Source organism: Achromobacter sp. JCM 18799, from assembly GCF_055395645.1.
Genome location: NZ_AP043866.1, coordinates 753250 through 767522, shown reverse-complemented (window position 1 = coordinate 767522; position 14273 = coordinate 753250). Strand labels below are relative to the sequence as shown.

Below are 14273 nucleotides of genomic sequence, written 5' to 3'. Positions count from 1 at the left end.
CCCGATGCTCGCGCGGGCGTACCGTTGGCCAACCTGTGCGGCGCCATCGGCCGCAGCCGGACATACCTCAGTGCTCAACGGCGCCGTCGGCCGCGGCGCGACGCTGGGCGGTATCATGCTGGCCAAGGACCGGCGTTGCCGGCAAACGAGTCCAGGAGAAGTACAGCAGTGAACGATACCCACATTCCGGAAACGGAAGCCCCCGACGACCGCAAAGAACAGCTGCCCACGCTGTGGCGCGATGACGGCTGGACCGCCCGGATCATCAAGAACGAGGAAGACGACGGCTGGGCCGTGGAGATGACCATGGACGGAGAAGCCGAGCCCGCGCTGGTCGGCCCATGGACCATGGGCCGCGACAAGAAGAACCCCAAGCCGCTCGACTCCCCCGCCTTCATCACCCTGGTCAAGACCGCCCGGGAAGTCCTGCGCCGTCACGAGCAGCAATTGCACGCGACGCTGCACAAGAGCGTGAAGATCGACGCCGCCGCGGGCCGCCTGACCATCAAGCTGGATATCGTTCCCGACGAAGACGAGCCCTACGCCGTGTTGAGCGCCTACGACGAGTCCGGCGAACAATTGGCGCGGACCCAGGTCGCGCCGACGTACAAGCTGAGCGTGCAGCGCGCCTCGGAGTGGGCCAGCGGCGGCTTCGGCAAGCACGGCTGATACGCGGCGCTGACAAGCACCGGCTGCTGGCCGCTGCGGCGCCCGCGCGCAAAAGCAAAGCTGGCCACGTCAACGCGGCCAGCTTTGTCCCACTGAATCAAACCATCGCGGCCGGCTCAATGCCCGGTCGAATCCCCTTCCCGGCTGGCTTCGAACAGGAACCAGGTGCGCCGTTCGGTTTCGTCGATCCAGTTCTCGATCAGGCTGGAGCTGGCGATGTCGCGGTGTTCATCGGTGATGTTGTGCGCTTCGCGCAACGCCGCCGCCAGGACCTTGTTGTCCTCGCGCAGCTCGGCCAGCATGTCCAGCGGCTGCACGTAATCCGCATCGTTGTCCGAGATACGCTGCGAGCGCGCGATGTGTCCGATGGACCGCAGCGTCGTGCCGCCGATCTTGCGGATGCGCTCGGCGATGGGATCCGTCATGGCGAACAGCTGGTCGCCCTGCTCGTCCAGCAGCAGGTGGTAATCCCGGAAATGGGGGCCGCTGACGTGCCAATGAAAGTTCTTGGTCTTGAGATACAGCGCGAACACGTCGGCGAGTATCTGGTTCAGCGCGGCGGAAATATCCCTGGTGGCCGCCGACGCCAGGTCGGTCGGCGTCGCCAGCGGGCGCTTGCGGCGCTCTTTCAGGGCTTTGGTGGTCTTCTCATCCAGTTTCTTGGCCATGGGTCGCAACTCCTAGGAATGATGGTGAAAACGCACGCGCGGCGCCAGGCTTGCTTGCGCCGCGACTTCGCTAGCGTAAATCCGCCCGCGCTTTTTTGCCAATGTCCTGGATCAAGGCGCTCCCCCTTTCTGAAATCCGGTCCGGCTAGGAGTATGCTACGGCGCGTCAATTCAGCCGGATCCCTTCATCGCCATGCGCGGCAATCCCGACACCAGGCAAGGCGCCATCGCCCTGCACGGGTTTTACTTCCTGTACTACGGCCTGCAGGGAGTCAGCATTCCCTTCCTGCCCCTATGGTTCGCCAGCCGCGGCCTGGATCCCGCCGTCATCGGCCTGATCGTCGCCACGTCCTTCCTGCCCAAGATCCTGTCCACGCCCGTGGTCGCCCACGTCGCCGACCAGACCGGCCGCGCGCACGCCCTGATCGCCGCGGCGCTGGCGGCGTCGCTGGCGCTGTTCGTCTGCTATCCGTTCAGCAGCACGCCCGGCTGGCTGCTGGCCATCACCCTGCTGCTCAATGCCGTCTTCCCGGCGGTATTGCCGCTGATGGACCGCATGGCCATCGCCAGCGGCCGGGGCCAAGGCAGTTCCTACACGGTCATGCGCGCCTGCGGCTCGCTGGGCTTTGCCGTGGTCACCGTGATCGGCGGCTACCTGATCAAGACCTTTGACGCCAACTGGGTGATGTGGCTGTCCATCCTCCTCATCATCGCCTGCCTGGCTTGCGTGCGGCTGCTGCCCCGGGCGGCACGCCCCACTCCCGACGAGGCGCCCGCGCCAGCGGCGCGCCTGCCCATGCTCGAGGTCCTGCGCGACCGCCCGCTGCTCATGTGCATCGCGGCGGCCTCGCTGGTCCAGGCCAGCAACGGCTTTCTCTATTCCTATTCCACGCTGTACTGGACCGCCAGCGGCCTGTCGACTTCGCTGATTTCCATGCTGTGGGTGGTGGGCGTGGCCAGCGAGGTCCTGTTCTTCTTCCTGGCGCCCCGCATCCTGGCGCGCACGGGCGCGCAATGGCTGATCCTGGCGTCCGCCGTCATGACCGCGATCCGCTGGACCGGGCTCTCCGCCACTACCGATCCCACGCTGATCGCGGCGCTGCAGCTGCTGCAGTGCTTCACATTGGCCGGCAACAACGCCGCCATCATGTGGTACATCACCCGGCACGTGCCCGCGGCGATCAAGACCTCGGCGATCGCGCTTTACGCCTTGCTGTCGGGCGGAGTCTTCATGTTCGCCAGCATCCAGCTGGGCGGCGCGCTGTATCGCAGCTATGCGCCGGGAGGGTTCCTGGTGATGGCGTTGTGCGCTGTCGGCGCGGTGCCGCTGGTGATTTATGCGGAGAAACTGCGGAGGAAGGCCGCCTGACCAGAAGCCGGAAAAAAAGGCCTCGCAAGCGAGGCCTCTTCGTCAGCAGCAGCCGATCCGCTTCTTCCCGCCATAGCGCGCGTCCTGCCGCTCGCGGAAAAATGCTTCGTAGCTCATCGGCTCCTGGTCCGGGTGCGTGCGCCGCATGTGGGCCACATACGTTTCGTAGTCCGGCACGCCGACCATCAGCCGGAGCGTCTGCCCCAGGTAGCGGCCGGCGGCGCCGGCCGCGGAACTCATGTTCGTAAACAGCATGCGTCGTCTCCCTGCTGCGCTCAGTCCGCGCCGGCGGCAACCGGCAGCGTTTCGTAAGGCATTTCGCGGGCGGTGGGCTTGTTCTCGTTGCGCGCGCGCTGTACCGAGCGCAGGCCGAACACCACGATGCTCACCACCACGAAGATGAAGATCGCGCACAGGCCGGCGTTGATGTAGTCGTTCAACACCACGCGCGACATCTCGCCCAGGGACTTGGCCGGGGCCAGGACCTTGCCTTCGGCGATGGCCGCGTTGTACTTGTCGGCGTGCGCCAGGAAGCTGACGCGCGGGTCGGCGTGGAACAGCTTCTGCCAGCCGGCGGTCAGCGTGCATGCCAGCAGCCACAGGGTCGGCAGCACCGTGACCCAGGCGTAGCGGTCGCGCTTCATCTTGAACAGCACCACGGTGCCCAGCGTCAGCGCGATCGCGGCCAGCATCTGGTTGGCGATGCCGAACAACGGCCACAGCGTGTTGATGCCGCCCAGCGGATCGACCACGCCCTGATACAGGAAGTAGCCCCAGGCCGCCACGCACAGGCCGGTGGCGATCAGGTTGGCGGGCAGCGAGTCGGTGCGCTTGAGCGACGGGGCGAAGGTGCCCAGCAGGTCTTGCAGCATGAAGCGGCCCGCGCGGGTGCCGGCGTCGACAGCGGTCAGGATGAAGAGCGCTTCGAACAGGATGGCGAAGTGGTACCAGAAGGCCATCATGCCCGGGCCGCCGATGGCCTGGTGCAGGATGTGCGCCATGCCCACGGCCAGCGTAGGCGCGCCGCCGGCGCGCGAGATGATCGTGCTTTCGCCCACGTCCTTGGCGGTCTGGATCAGATCCGCGGGCGTCACCACGAAGCCCCAGCTGGAGACCACCTGGGCCACCTGGTCGGGCGTGGTGCCGATCACGGCCGCCGGGCTGTTCATGGCGTAGTAGATGCCCGGCTCGATCACGCAAGCCGCCACCAGCGCCATGATGGCGACGAAGGATTCCATCAGCATGCCGCCGTAACCGATATAGCGGGCCTGGGTTTCGTTCTCGATCAGCTTGGGCGTGGTGCCCGAGGAGATCAGGGCATGGAACCCCGACACGGCGCCGCAGGCGATGGTGATGAAGAGGAACGGGAACAGGTTGCCCGACCACACCGGACCGCTGCCGTCGACGAACTGGGTCAACGCCGGCATCTTCAGCTCGGGCGCGACCACGACAATGCCGATGGCCAGGCCGACGATGGTGCCGATCTTCAGGAAGGTCGACAGGTAGTCGCGCGGAGCCAGCAGCAGCCACACCGGCAGCACCGAGGCGATGAAACCGTAGATGATCAGGATCCAGGTCAGGCCCTTGCCGTCGAAGTCGAACATGGGGCCGATCACCGGGTGCGCGGCCACGTCCTGGCCGAAGGTGATGGCAGCCATCAGGCCGACGAAGCCGATGATGGACACTTCGCCGATCTTGCCTGGACGGATATAGCGCAGGTACACGCCCATGAACAGCGCGATGGGGATGGTCGCGGCCACCGTGAAGGTGCCCCAGGGCGAGTGCGTCAGCGCCTTGACCACGATCAGCGCCAGCACGGCCAGGATGATGACCATGATCATGAAGGCGCCGAACAGCGCGATCACGCCCGGGATCTTGCCCAGTTCGGACTTGACCAGGTCACCCAGCGAACGGCCGTCGCGGCGGGTCGAAATGAAGAGGATGGTGAAGTCCTGCACGGCGCCGGCAAACACCACGCCCGCCAGGATCCACAGCATGCCCGGCAGATAGCCCATCTGCGCGGCCAGCACCGGGCCCACCAGGGGGCCGGCGCCGGCGATGGCGGCGAAGTGGTGGCCGAACAGCACGTGCTTGTTGGTGGGCACGTAGTCCAGGCCGTCGTTGTGCTTCCATGCCGGCGTCATGCGCGTCGGATCCAGCTGGAAGACGTTCTTGGCGATGAAGCGGCTGTAATAACGGTATGCGATCAAATACACGCATACGGCGGCGATCACCACCCATAGCGCATTGATGGTCTCCCCTCTGGCCAGCGCCACGGTGCCCAGCGCGAACGCGCCCAGTACCGCAACCGCCAGCCAGACCAGGTGCTGACCCAGTCCCTTACTGCTGGTTTGCATAAGTGCTCCTCTAGCCTCCCGCCATGCTTTTGGCGTGAAACGCTTTTATCGTCCCGCGGAAGGCAGACTCATTGTTGTGGGGTGGCGGACGCGCGCGCGTCCACGCAGCGCCGTGTCGACGCGGACGCTAGTATTTCGTTTTGACTACGCAGCAACAAGCGCGAAACTACGCAATTCCGCTACGTGTTACTACGCAATGCGCCGCAGCATGATTTGGCGGAAACCGTAAAATCACGGCTGGAATTTCCCGATCCTGACTGCGGCAGGCAAAATGCTGCGTCGCAATATTCGCGTTCGCGCTGATACAAATCCTTCATGAAGCTGCGCCTGAAAATCCTGCTGCTCGCCGCGGTCCCCCTGCTGGTGGCCGTCGCCGCCATCACGGTGGCCGTCTACGTGCAGGGCCTGCAGCTGGCGCAGCGCGAAAAGCAGGTCGTGGAAAACGCCTGGCTGGCCAGCAAGGAAGGCGAACTGCGCCACTACGTCAACCTGGCCTACAGCGCCATCGCGCCCCTGCAGGCGGCGGCCGACGACGACGTCACCCGCCAGCGCGCGCTCGACCTGCTGGCGCAGATGGAATTCGGCCACGACGGCTATTTTTTCGTCTATGACCTGAAGGGCCGGAACCTGATGCACCCGCGCCAGCCGGAGCTGGTCGGCCAGGACCTCTGGGAGCTGCGCGACACCAAGGGCCAGCCCGTGATCCAGAACCTGCTGACCGCCGCCCGGCGCGGCGGCCAGGACGGTGAAGCGGTTCACTATCTATGGGAAAAGCCCTCCACCCACCAGACCGAGGAAAAGCTGGGTTACGTGGTGGTGCTGGAGCGCTGGGGCTGGATGCTGGGCACCGGCATCTACCTGGACGACGTGCAGCAGGCGCTGGAGCGCATCGACGCCGCCGCGCAAGCCAATATCCGCGATATGTTTGCCTGGGTGGCCGGCATCGCCGCCGTGTCCATCCTGGGCGTGGCGGCCTGCGGCCTGGCCCTGAACATCAGCGACCATCGCCAGTCCGACGCCAAGCTGCGGCTGATGGCGCGGCAGCTGGTGCGTTCGCAAGAGGACGAGCGCGCGCGGCTCTCGCGCGAGCTGCACGACGGCATCAGCCAGGTGCTGGTGTCGATCAAGCTGTCGCTGGAAGCGGCGCGGGAACGGCTGCGGCAGACCTTGCCGGCCGAGCCGCGCGCCCTCGCTCATATCGACACCCCCCTGGGCGGCGCACTGGACCGGTTGAATACCGCCGTGGGCGAGGTCCGGCGTATTTCGCACAACCTGCGGCCGACGCTGCTGGACGACCTGGGCCTGCCGGCCGCACTCGAACATCTGGGCCGCGAGTTCGCCATCCCCAGCCAGGATGGCGCCCCGCCGCTGGCCGTGCGCCTGCACACCGCCGGGCAGCCGGTGAAGCTGCCCGAAGCCTATGCCACCGCCCTGTTCCGCGTCACCCAGGAAGCCCTGACCAACGTCATCCGCCATGCCGGCGCCACCCGCGCCGACATGACGCTGGCTTATTCCCAGCGCGACCTGCGCCTGACCATCGCCGACGACGGCCGCGGCTTCGACTATGCCGAGGTGCAGCAGGATCCGCGCCGCGGCATCGGCTTGCGCAATATGCGCGAACGCATGAACGCGTTGTCCGGCACGCTGACATTCCGCTCCACCTCCCACGGCACGGTCCTGCAGGCCTGGCTGCCGCTGCCCGCCGCCCCTCTACCCGCGAGCTCCGACGCATGACCCACAAGCCCGACCCCATCCGGCTGCTGCTGATCGACGACCACCCGCTGGTGCGGGACGGGCTGCGGCTGCGCCTGGAAACCGTGCCGCAGTTGCAGGTAGTGGGCGAGGCCGGCAACGCCGCCGCCGCCCAGGCCTTTCTAGCCGCCTGCCTGGCCGAGGATCCGCAGGGCGGCACCCTGCCGCACCTGGCGCTGATGGACCTCAACATGCCGGGCGTGGGCGGGCTGGAGCTGACCGCCCTGCTGCACGAGCGCTACCCGCAGATCGCCGTGCTGGTGCTGTCCATGCACGACAACCCCGAATACATGCTGCAAGCCGTCAAGGCCGGCGCGCGCGGCTATCTGCTGAAGGACGAGCCGGCGCAGGAAATCGTCACCGCCATCGGCGCGGTCATGGCGGGCCGCAGCTATTTCAGCGCGGCGGTCGCGGTGCGCCTGTCGCAGGCCACGGCGCCGGCCACCATGCTGACGCAGCGCGAACGCGACGTGCTGCGCCACATCGCCAGCGGCGAGGCCAACAAGCAGATCGCGCAGGCGCTGGGGCTGTCGGTGCGCACGGTGGAAACCCATCGCCTGAACATCAAGCGCAAGCTGGGCATAGATGGACAGGCTGAGCTGATCAAGTACGCCGTCGAAAACCGTGGGGTGTAGCCCCCCACGCCGCGCACGCTACGCGTGCTTGCAGCCCCCCCCCGGAGGGGGGCTGTTTCCCCTTGGGGCGGCCCGGCGGGGAAACCCTTCTTGTGGCCTGAGGTAGACTTGCAGCACTACGCTACACACAGTAAAGCGCCGCAACCAGCGCCGCCCCCAGGAGTCCCCGATGTCATTGGAAAAGCACTACACCGCCATTCTTGAAGAACTAGGGGAAGATCCGTCCCGCGAAGGACTGGCGGACACGCCCGCCCGCGCGGCCAAGGCCATGCGCCACCTGTGCCGCGGCTACGGCCAGAACCTGGACGAAATCGTCAACGGCGCGCTGTTCACCTCGGACACGCGCGAGATCGTGCTGGTCAAGAACATCGAGCTGTATTCGCTCTGCGAGCACCACATGCTGCCCTTCATCGGCAAGGCCCACGTGGCCTACCTGCCCAACGGCAAGGTGCTGGGCCTGTCCAAGGTCGCGCGCATCGTCGAGATGTACGCGCGCCGCCTGCAGATCCAGGAAAACCTCAGCCGCCAGGTGGCCGAAGCCGTGCAGTCCGTGACCGGCGCGGCCGGCGTGGCCGTGGTCATCGAAGCCCAGCACATGTGCATGATGATGCGCGGCGTGGAAAAGCAGAACTCGTCCATGGTGACCTCGGTCATGCTGGGTGAATTCCACGACAATCCGTCGACCCGGGCCGAATTCCTCAGCCTCATCCGCTAGCCGGATTTCCCCTCCCCCTTTTGGCGCATATCGCGGGCCGCCTCGCCGGCCGCACCCCGCCGCGCCGGCCGCGCCAGCCCTGGCGCCGCCGGCCGGCAGGCGGGCCCGGCCCGCTTTTGGCTCCTACTGATCCGGGCATCTGGCCCTAGCGTTCTGGCCCCATCCGGGCAAACTGGCTCCAGCATCCCGGTCGCGCCGGAGCGCGGCCGTTCCCTCCCGGAGATCTCCATGAACGCGATATTCCGCCTCATCCGCCGCTGCACCCTGGCCGGCCTGGCCGCCGCGCTGTTGGCCGCTCCCGCCTATGCCCAGACCAAGCTGGTGGTCGGCTACCAGCTGATCGTCGGGCCGTTCCTGACGGCGATCGCCGACGGCAGTTTCGACAAGGCCTTGAAGGACGCCGGCTACCAGGTGGACTGGCGCCAGTTCACCTCCGGCGGCGACATCTCCACCGCGCTGGCCTCCGGCAACGTGCCGGTCGGCGTGCTGGGCTCCACCGGCATCACCGCGGCCGCGACCCGCGGCGTGGACATGGAGCTGTTCTGGATCCTGGACAACATCGGCAAGTCCGAGGCGCTGGTGGCGCGCAACGGTTCCGGCATCAACAGCACGGCCGACCTGAAGGGCAAGCGGGTCGCCACGCCTTTCGTGTCCACCTCGCACTTCCATCTGCTGGTCGGGCTGGAACAGGTCTGGAAGATCAATCCGCGCGACGTGCGCATCCTGAACATGCAGCCGCCGCAGATCGTGGCCGCGTGGCAGCGCGGCGACATCGACGCGGCCTACGTCTGGCCGCCCGCGCTGACCGAGATCGCCAAGAGCGGCAAGATCATTGCTGACTCGGAACAGATCGGCAAAGCCAGCGTGCCGACCTTCGACGGCATCGTGGTGGATCGCGCCTGGGCCGCCAAGAATCCCAAGTTCATGGCCGCCTTCACCAGCGTATTGGCCAAATCCTACGCGGACTACCGCGCCAACAGCGCCAAATGGACCGCCGACTCGCCGCAGGTCAAGAGCATCGTCAAACTGATCGGCGGCAAGCCCGAGGACATGGTCGAGGCGCTCCAGCTGCTGGTCTTCCCGACCGTGCAGGAACAGGCCTCCAATGTCTGGCTGGGCGGGGGCAAGGAATCGGGCGCCGCCCGCGCCTTCGCGGCCAGCGCCCAGTTCCTGAAAGACCAGAAGCAGATCGACCGCGCCCTGGCCGACTACAGCCCGCACGTCACGGACAAGTACGCCCGGGCGGCCGAGAAGTAAGAAGCGCTTGCGGCCAAGGCGGCCCGTCCGGCGCCGCCTGCCCAGCATCCCGCAGGGCTGCGCGCAGCCCGCCGCAACTAGGGGAGCCGGCATGACCATGCAGTCCACGTCCGCCACGCATAGCCTGTGCGCGGAGAAAGTCAGCGTCACCTACCCCGGCCTGCACGAAAGCGGTCCGGTCATTGCGCTGCAGAACGTCAACCTGACCATCCAGCCCGGCGAGTTCGTCGTCGCGCTGGGCGCCTCGGGTTGCGGCAAGACCACCTTGCTCAGCCTGCTGGCCGGGTTCCTGTCGCCCACCGAGGGCGAGATCACGCTGGGCGGCCGGCCCATCGTGGGTCCCGGCGCCGACCGCGGCGTGGTGTTCCAGAAGCACGCCCTGCTGCCCTGGCTGAACGTGCTGGAGAACACCGAGTTCGGCCTGAAGCTGCAAGGCGTGGACAAGGAAACCCGCCGCGCCCGCGCGCGCCGCAATCTGGAACTGGTGGGCCTGCAGGACTTCCACCGCCACATGATCTACCAGCTGTCGGGCGGCATGCAGCAGCGCGTGGGCATTGCGCGCGCGCTGACCTGCAACCCCGCCATGCTGTTGATGGACGAGCCCATGGCGGCGCTCGACGCGCTGACCCGCGAGACCATCCAGGAGCTGCTGCTGGACATCTGGCGGCAGACCAACAAGATGTTCTTCTTCATCACGCACAGCGTCGAAGAAGCGCTGTTTCTGGGTTCGCGGCTGATCGTCATGTCGCCCCGCCCGGGCCGCATCACGCACACCTTCACCCCAGACTTCAACCGGCGCTACCTGGAGACCCGCGATGGCCGCAGCATCAAATCCAGTCCCGACTTCATCGCCATGCGCGAACAAGTCCTTGGCATCATCTATGGCGACGAGCGAGCCTCCTCCCCCCAAGGCTTCCATGGCTAGCAACCGCCCGGGACACAAGCCCGCCGCGCCGGGCAAGGTCTACGGCGCGCCGGGCGCGGGCTACAGCGGCCACATCAGCCTGATCACCAGCCTGGCGCTCATCGGCCTGTGGTTCCTGGTGACCAGCGCCGGCTGGGTGCGGCCGCTATTCCTGCCTTCGCCCCTGGCCGTGTACGACAAGTTCGTCTCGGCCATGACCGACGGCGTGGCCAACTCCACGCTTACCGAACATGCGCTGGCCAGCCTGTCGCGGGTGTTCGGCGCCTTCTTCCTGGCCTGCGTGACCGCCATTCCCGTCGGCATCCTGATGGGCGTGAACCGCTACGCGCGCGGCATCTTCGATCCGCCCATCGAGTTCTACCGCCCGCTGCCGCCGCTGGCTTACCTGCCGCTCATCATCATCTGGTTCGGCATCGGCGAGTTCCCCAAGGTCCTGCTGATCTACCTGGCGATCTTCGCGCCCATGGCGATCGCCGCGCGCGCCGGCGTGCGCTCGGTGTCGATCGAACAGATCCACGCGGCCTACGCCATGGGTGGCACGCCCGCGCAGGTGGTCTGGCACGTGATCCTGAAGGCCGCCATGCCGGAAATCTTCACGGGCATGCGCATCGGCATCGGCGTGGGCTGGACCACGCTGGTGGCCGCCGAAATGGTGGCCGCCGACCGCGGCCTGGGCTTCATGGTGCTGAACGCCGCCCAGTTCCTGGCCAGCGACACCGTCATCATGGGCATCATCGTGATCGGCGTGTTCGCCTTCGCCTTCGACCTGCTGGTCCGTTATCTGGAGAAGTTCGCCATACCCTGGAAGGGACGGGTCTGAAACGCGCCCGGGCAATCCCTCATTTCGTCCCCCATCCGGCTCCTCTATCCTCAAGAGCGGCGCCTGCGCAGCGGCTACCGGCTGCGCGGCCTAGACAAGGAGCCGTCATGTCCAGCCAGGCCTCGATGCTCAAGCCTGTGTTGTGGGAGCGCCTGTTCGAACGCGAAAGCGCGCCCAATCTCAGCCTGCAGGGCTGCGTGCGCCAGATGCTGGTGTCCGCCATCCTCAGCGGCCACCTGCCGCCAGGCACGCCGGTGCCGTCCAGCCGGCATCTGGCCGACCAGCTGCGCATCGCGCGCAACACCGTGGTTTTCGCCTACCAGCAACTGGTCAGCGAGGGCTATCTGGTGTCGCGCGAACGCAGCGGCCACTTCGTCAGCGACACGGTCATGCGGGGCCATTCCGGGCCGGCGGCCGACGCCCCGCCCGCCGACGGCGGCGAGCCCGACGTGCGCTGGGACGAAAGGCTGCGCTTTCGCCCGTCCCGGCAGCGCAACATCACCAAGCCGCGCGACTGGCAGAAGCAGCCCTATCCCTTCGTCTACGCCCAGTTCGACCAGGACCTGTTCCCCACCGCGGAATGGCGCGAATGCTGCATCAAGGCGCTGTCCGTGCTGGACATCCGCAGTTGGGCGCCGGACCTGATCACCCACGACGACCCGGCGCTCATCGAGCAGATCCGTACCCAGGTGCTGCCACGCCGCGGCGTCTGGGCCGACGCCGAGGAAATCGTCATCACGGTGGGCGCGCAGCATGCGCTCTACCTGCTGGCCGACCTGCTGGTCAACGAGGACACCGTGGTCGGCATGGAAGACCCCGGCTATCCCGACGCCCGCAACATCTTCGCCAGCCACACGCGCAATCTGCTGCCCCTGCCGGTGGACGAACAAGGGCTGTGCACCGGCACCCATCTGCTGGGCTGCGACTACATTTTCGTCACGCCGGGCCACCAGTGCCCCACCACGGTCACGCTATCGCCGGAGCGCCGCCAGAACCTGCTGACGCTGGCGCGCCAGGCCGACAGCCTGATCATCGAGGACGATTTCGAAAGCGAAAGCCGCTGGGGCGAAGGCGCGATTCCCGCCTTGAAGAGCCTGGACCGCGACGGCCGCGTGATCTACGTGGGCAGCCTGGCCAAGTCCTTCGCGCCGGGCCTGCGCATCGGCTACATCGTGGCGCCGCGCGAGCTCACCGCCGAACTGCGCGCCCTGCGCCGCCTGATGCTGCGCCACCCTTCGGCCTACATCCAGCGGGCGTTTTCGCTATTCATTTCGCTGGGCCACCACCATTCGCTGCTGCGCAGGCAATCGCAGGCCTACCAGGAACGCGGCACCGAGCTGGCCCGCGCGCTGGCGCGGCACCTGCCCGATTTCAAGGTCATCCCCATTACCGGATCCTCGTCCTGCTGGCTGCAAGGGCCGCCCTGGCTCAACGCCTGCGAGCTATCCGAAGCCGCGCTGGCCGAAGGCGTGGTGGTGGAGCCCGGCGACGTCTTCTTCATGAACGGCGCCGACGCGCCGCGCAACTTCCTGCGGGTCGGCTTCACCTCGATCCGGCCGGAACACATCGAGCCGGGGATCGCCAGGCTGGCCAAGGTCGTCGACCGCTACCGCGGCCGCGCCGCGGACGGCAAGCAGGCCCCGCAGGGCCCGGACCTGCACGCGCTAGAGCACTTCATCTCTTAGGTAGTACCAGCGGTACAGCAGGCCCTGGCCCAGCCTGCGGAACGGCGCGAACATATGCCCCGGCAAGGGCGAGTCGTAGATCGGCAGGTCCCAGGACACGCCGTCCTTGCCCATCATGCGCTGCGCCAGGCGTTTGCCGGCGTGGGCCGAGAACGCCACGCCATTGCCGCCGTAGCCGAAGGCGTAATAGACCGGCTGCGCCGGGTCCGGCTGCGTGACGCGCGGCATCATGTCGTGGCTCACGTCGACCCAGCCCCACCAGGAATAGTCCACGTCCACCCCCGCCAGCGTGGGGAACTTGCGCGCCAGCCCCTCGCGCAGCAGCGCCAGATGGCGCGGGTGCTGCGCGTCGGCGCCGCGCAGCGCGCTGCGGCTGCCGATCTGCATGCGGCCATCGGGCAGCAGACGGTAATAGAAGCGCAGCGTCCGTGTATCGGTAATGAACACCGTGCTCTTCAGACCCGCGGCGTCGCGTTCCGCCGGCGTCAGCACCCGCGTCACCAGCGAGTTCGAAAGCACCGGCATGATGCGATTGTCCAGCAGGCGGTTGACGCCCTGCGCGGTGTAGCCGCCAGTGGCGAACGCCACGCGGCGCGCGCGCACGTAGCCGTTGGGCGTCTGCAGCCGCACGCCGCCGTTCTCGGCGCGCCAGCCCAGCACCGGGCTGCCCGGATGGATGCGCACGCCCAGGGCCCGCGCCTGCCGCATGTAGCCATAGGCGAGCTTCAAGGGATGCACGCCCACGCCGTCCGGCTCGTGCATCGCGCCCACCGCCTCGCGGTCGTACACGTAGCGTTCGCGCAATTCCTCCCGGCTCAACATCCTGGCGTCATAGCCGAACACCTCGCGCATCACGCGGGCCTCGCTCTCCAGGAATGCCATCTTCTTCTGGCGGTGCGCGGTGTGCAGGTGGCCGCCCGGCTGCGCGTCGCAATCCACCTGGGCCACCAGGCTCTTCCAGTATTCGAAGCCTTCGCGGATCTCGGCATCCAGGCGCTTGGCGGTCGCCAATCCCCAGCGCGCTATCCATTGCGAACGGTACAGGCGTCCGGACGCATTCTGTCCCTGTCCGCCGTTGCGGCTGGTGCAGCCCCACACCACGCGGTTGGCTTCCAGCACCACGGCCTTCACGCCGAAGTCGCGGGCCAGCGTCAGCGCCGCCGACAGCCCAGTGAAGCCCGAGCCCACGATCACCACGTCGGCATCGATATCGCCGTTGACAGGACCGTCGTCCTCGGGCGGCTCGCCCGCGGTCGCGACCCAATAGGTGGGCGCGTAGTCCTGCCCGCGGCCGGGCGGGGACACCAGCGGATCGTAGGCCGGGTTGTAGGCGCTGATCGCCGTCCGGCCAGCGGGGGCCGGACCTGCAGGTTGGAAGGACATTTGAGTATCCATGCGGCGTTCCGGTAGCTGGGTGCGGG

Annotated in this window: 13 protein-coding genes; 9 read left to right on the top strand and 4 right to left on the bottom strand. The window is 67.2% G+C overall.

What is annotated here, in order from left to right:
- The first annotated feature begins 168 nt into the window (after positions 1-168).
- The gene (locus ACZ5YA_RS03835) at positions 169-669 is read left to right on the top strand and encodes a hypothetical protein (protein WP_059379620.1); all 501 of its coding nucleotides are present in this window, start codon (positions 169-171) and stop codon (positions 667-669) included.
- Between the two features lie 116 nt (positions 670-785).
- Here ACZ5YA_RS03835 and ACZ5YA_RS03830 read toward each other — a convergent pair whose 3' ends face one another.
- Positions 786-1337 (bottom strand): Dps family protein, encoded by a 552-nt coding sequence (locus ACZ5YA_RS03830; protein WP_013393536.1) that lies wholly within the window; start codon positions 1335-1337, stop codon positions 786-788.
- Positions 1338-1530: 193 nt separating this feature from the next.
- Here ACZ5YA_RS03830 and ACZ5YA_RS03825 point away from each other — a divergent pair, with 193 nt between their 5' ends.
- Complete coding sequence (locus ACZ5YA_RS03825; protein ID WP_059379617.1) at positions 1531-2706, top strand: MFS transporter; 1176 nt, start codon at positions 1531-1533, stop codon at positions 2704-2706.
- Between the two features lie 42 nt (positions 2707-2748).
- On the opposite strand, the gene ACZ5YA_RS03820 is transcribed toward ACZ5YA_RS03825, so the two are convergent.
- Entirely contained in the window at positions 2749-2961 is a 213-nt protein-coding gene (locus ACZ5YA_RS03820) for a YbdD/YjiX family protein (RefSeq protein ID WP_118935066.1), read from the bottom strand.
- Between the two features lie 20 nt (positions 2962-2981).
- Positions 2982-5063 (bottom strand): carbon starvation CstA family protein, encoded by a 2082-nt coding sequence (locus ACZ5YA_RS03815; protein WP_251880416.1) that lies wholly within the window; start codon positions 5061-5063, stop codon positions 2982-2984.
- Between the two features lie 315 nt (positions 5064-5378).
- Here ACZ5YA_RS03815 and ACZ5YA_RS03810 point away from each other — a divergent pair, with 315 nt between their 5' ends.
- The 7 genes from ACZ5YA_RS03810 (at position 5379) to pdxR (ending at position 12852) form a co-directional block, all read left to right on the top strand.
- Positions 5379-6797 (top strand): cache domain-containing protein, encoded by a 1419-nt coding sequence (locus tag ACZ5YA_RS03810; RefSeq protein WP_464092035.1) that lies wholly within the window; start codon positions 5379-5381, stop codon positions 6795-6797.
- On the top strand, positions 6794-7450 hold the full coding sequence (locus ACZ5YA_RS03805) for a response regulator (RefSeq protein ID WP_118935062.1): 657 nt from the start codon (positions 6794-6796) through the stop codon (positions 7448-7450). Before ACZ5YA_RS03810 ends, ACZ5YA_RS03805 begins: the two co-directional genes overlap by 4 nt.
- 169 nt (positions 7451-7619) lie before the next feature.
- On the top strand, positions 7620-8165 hold the full coding sequence (folE, locus tag ACZ5YA_RS03800) for a GTP cyclohydrolase I FolE (protein WP_059379613.1): 546 nt from the start codon (positions 7620-7622) through the stop codon (positions 8163-8165).
- A 228-nt stretch (positions 8166-8393) separates the two neighbouring features.
- Entirely contained in the window at positions 8394-9422 is a 1029-nt protein-coding gene (tauA, locus tag ACZ5YA_RS03795) for a taurine ABC transporter substrate-binding protein (protein WP_059379612.1), read from the top strand.
- A gap of 91 nt (positions 9423-9513) precedes the next feature.
- Positions 9514-10347, top strand: coding sequence for a taurine ABC transporter ATP-binding protein (locus ACZ5YA_RS03790; RefSeq protein ID WP_059379611.1), 834 nt, complete (start codon positions 9514-9516; stop codon positions 10345-10347).
- Positions 10340-11167: an ABC transporter permease subunit gene (locus tag ACZ5YA_RS03785; protein ID WP_059379610.1), complete on the top strand. Its 828-nt coding sequence runs from the start codon at positions 10340-10342 to the stop codon at positions 11165-11167. Before ACZ5YA_RS03790 ends, ACZ5YA_RS03785 begins: the two co-directional genes overlap by 8 nt.
- 107 nt (positions 11168-11274) lie before the next feature.
- On the top strand, positions 11275-12852 hold the full coding sequence (pdxR, locus tag ACZ5YA_RS03780) for a MocR-like pyridoxine biosynthesis transcription factor PdxR (RefSeq protein WP_280015990.1): 1578 nt from the start codon (positions 11275-11277) through the stop codon (positions 12850-12852).
- Here the strand turns inward: pdxR and ACZ5YA_RS03775 are convergent.
- Positions 12832-14247 (bottom strand): NAD(P)/FAD-dependent oxidoreductase, encoded by a 1416-nt coding sequence (locus tag ACZ5YA_RS03775; protein WP_464092034.1) that lies wholly within the window; start codon positions 14245-14247, stop codon positions 12832-12834. The two genes, pdxR and ACZ5YA_RS03775, sit on opposite strands and share 21 nt — an antisense overlap.
- Between the last annotated feature and the right edge of the window lie 26 nt (positions 14248-14273).

What these genes read in the sequence shown, in the direction of transcription:
- tauA (WP_059379612.1), top strand. Translation starts at nt 8,394, where the DNA reads ATGAACGCGATATTCCGCCTCATCCGCCGCTGCACCCTGGCCGGCCTG.
- folE (WP_059379613.1), top strand. Translation starts at nt 7,620, where the DNA reads ATGTCATTGGAAAAGCACTACACCGCCATTCTTGAAGAACTAGGGGAA.
- ACZ5YA_RS03825 (WP_059379617.1), top strand. Translation starts at nt 1,531, where the DNA reads ATGCGCGGCAATCCCGACACCAGGCAAGGCGCCATCGCCCTGCACGGG.
- ACZ5YA_RS03785 (WP_059379610.1), top strand. Translation starts at nt 10,340, where the DNA reads ATGGCTAGCAACCGCCCGGGACACAAGCCCGCCGCGCCGGGCAAGGTC.
- ACZ5YA_RS03805 (WP_118935062.1), top strand. Translation starts at nt 6,794, where the DNA reads ATGACCCACAAGCCCGACCCCATCCGGCTGCTGCTGATCGACGACCAC.
- pdxR (WP_280015990.1), top strand. Translation starts at nt 11,275, where the DNA reads ATGTCCAGCCAGGCCTCGATGCTCAAGCCTGTGTTGTGGGAGCGCCTG.
- ACZ5YA_RS03810 (WP_464092035.1), top strand. Translation starts at nt 5,379, where the DNA reads ATGAAGCTGCGCCTGAAAATCCTGCTGCTCGCCGCGGTCCCCCTGCTG.
- ACZ5YA_RS03815 (WP_251880416.1), bottom strand. Translation starts at nt 5,063, where the DNA reads ATGCAAACCAGCAGTAAGGGACTGGGTCAGCACCTGGTCTGGCTGGCG.
- ACZ5YA_RS03820 (WP_118935066.1), bottom strand. Translation starts at nt 2,961, where the DNA reads ATGCTGTTTACGAACATGAGTTCCGCGGCCGGCGCCGCCGGCCGCTAC.
- ACZ5YA_RS03830 (WP_013393536.1), bottom strand. Translation starts at nt 1,337, where the DNA reads ATGGCCAAGAAACTGGATGAGAAGACCACCAAAGCCCTGAAAGAGCGC.
- ACZ5YA_RS03790 (WP_059379611.1), top strand. Translation starts at nt 9,514, where the DNA reads ATGACCATGCAGTCCACGTCCGCCACGCATAGCCTGTGCGCGGAGAAA.
- ACZ5YA_RS03775 (WP_464092034.1), bottom strand. Translation starts at nt 14,247, where the DNA reads ATGGATACTCAAATGTCCTTCCAACCTGCAGGTCCGGCCCCCGCTGGC.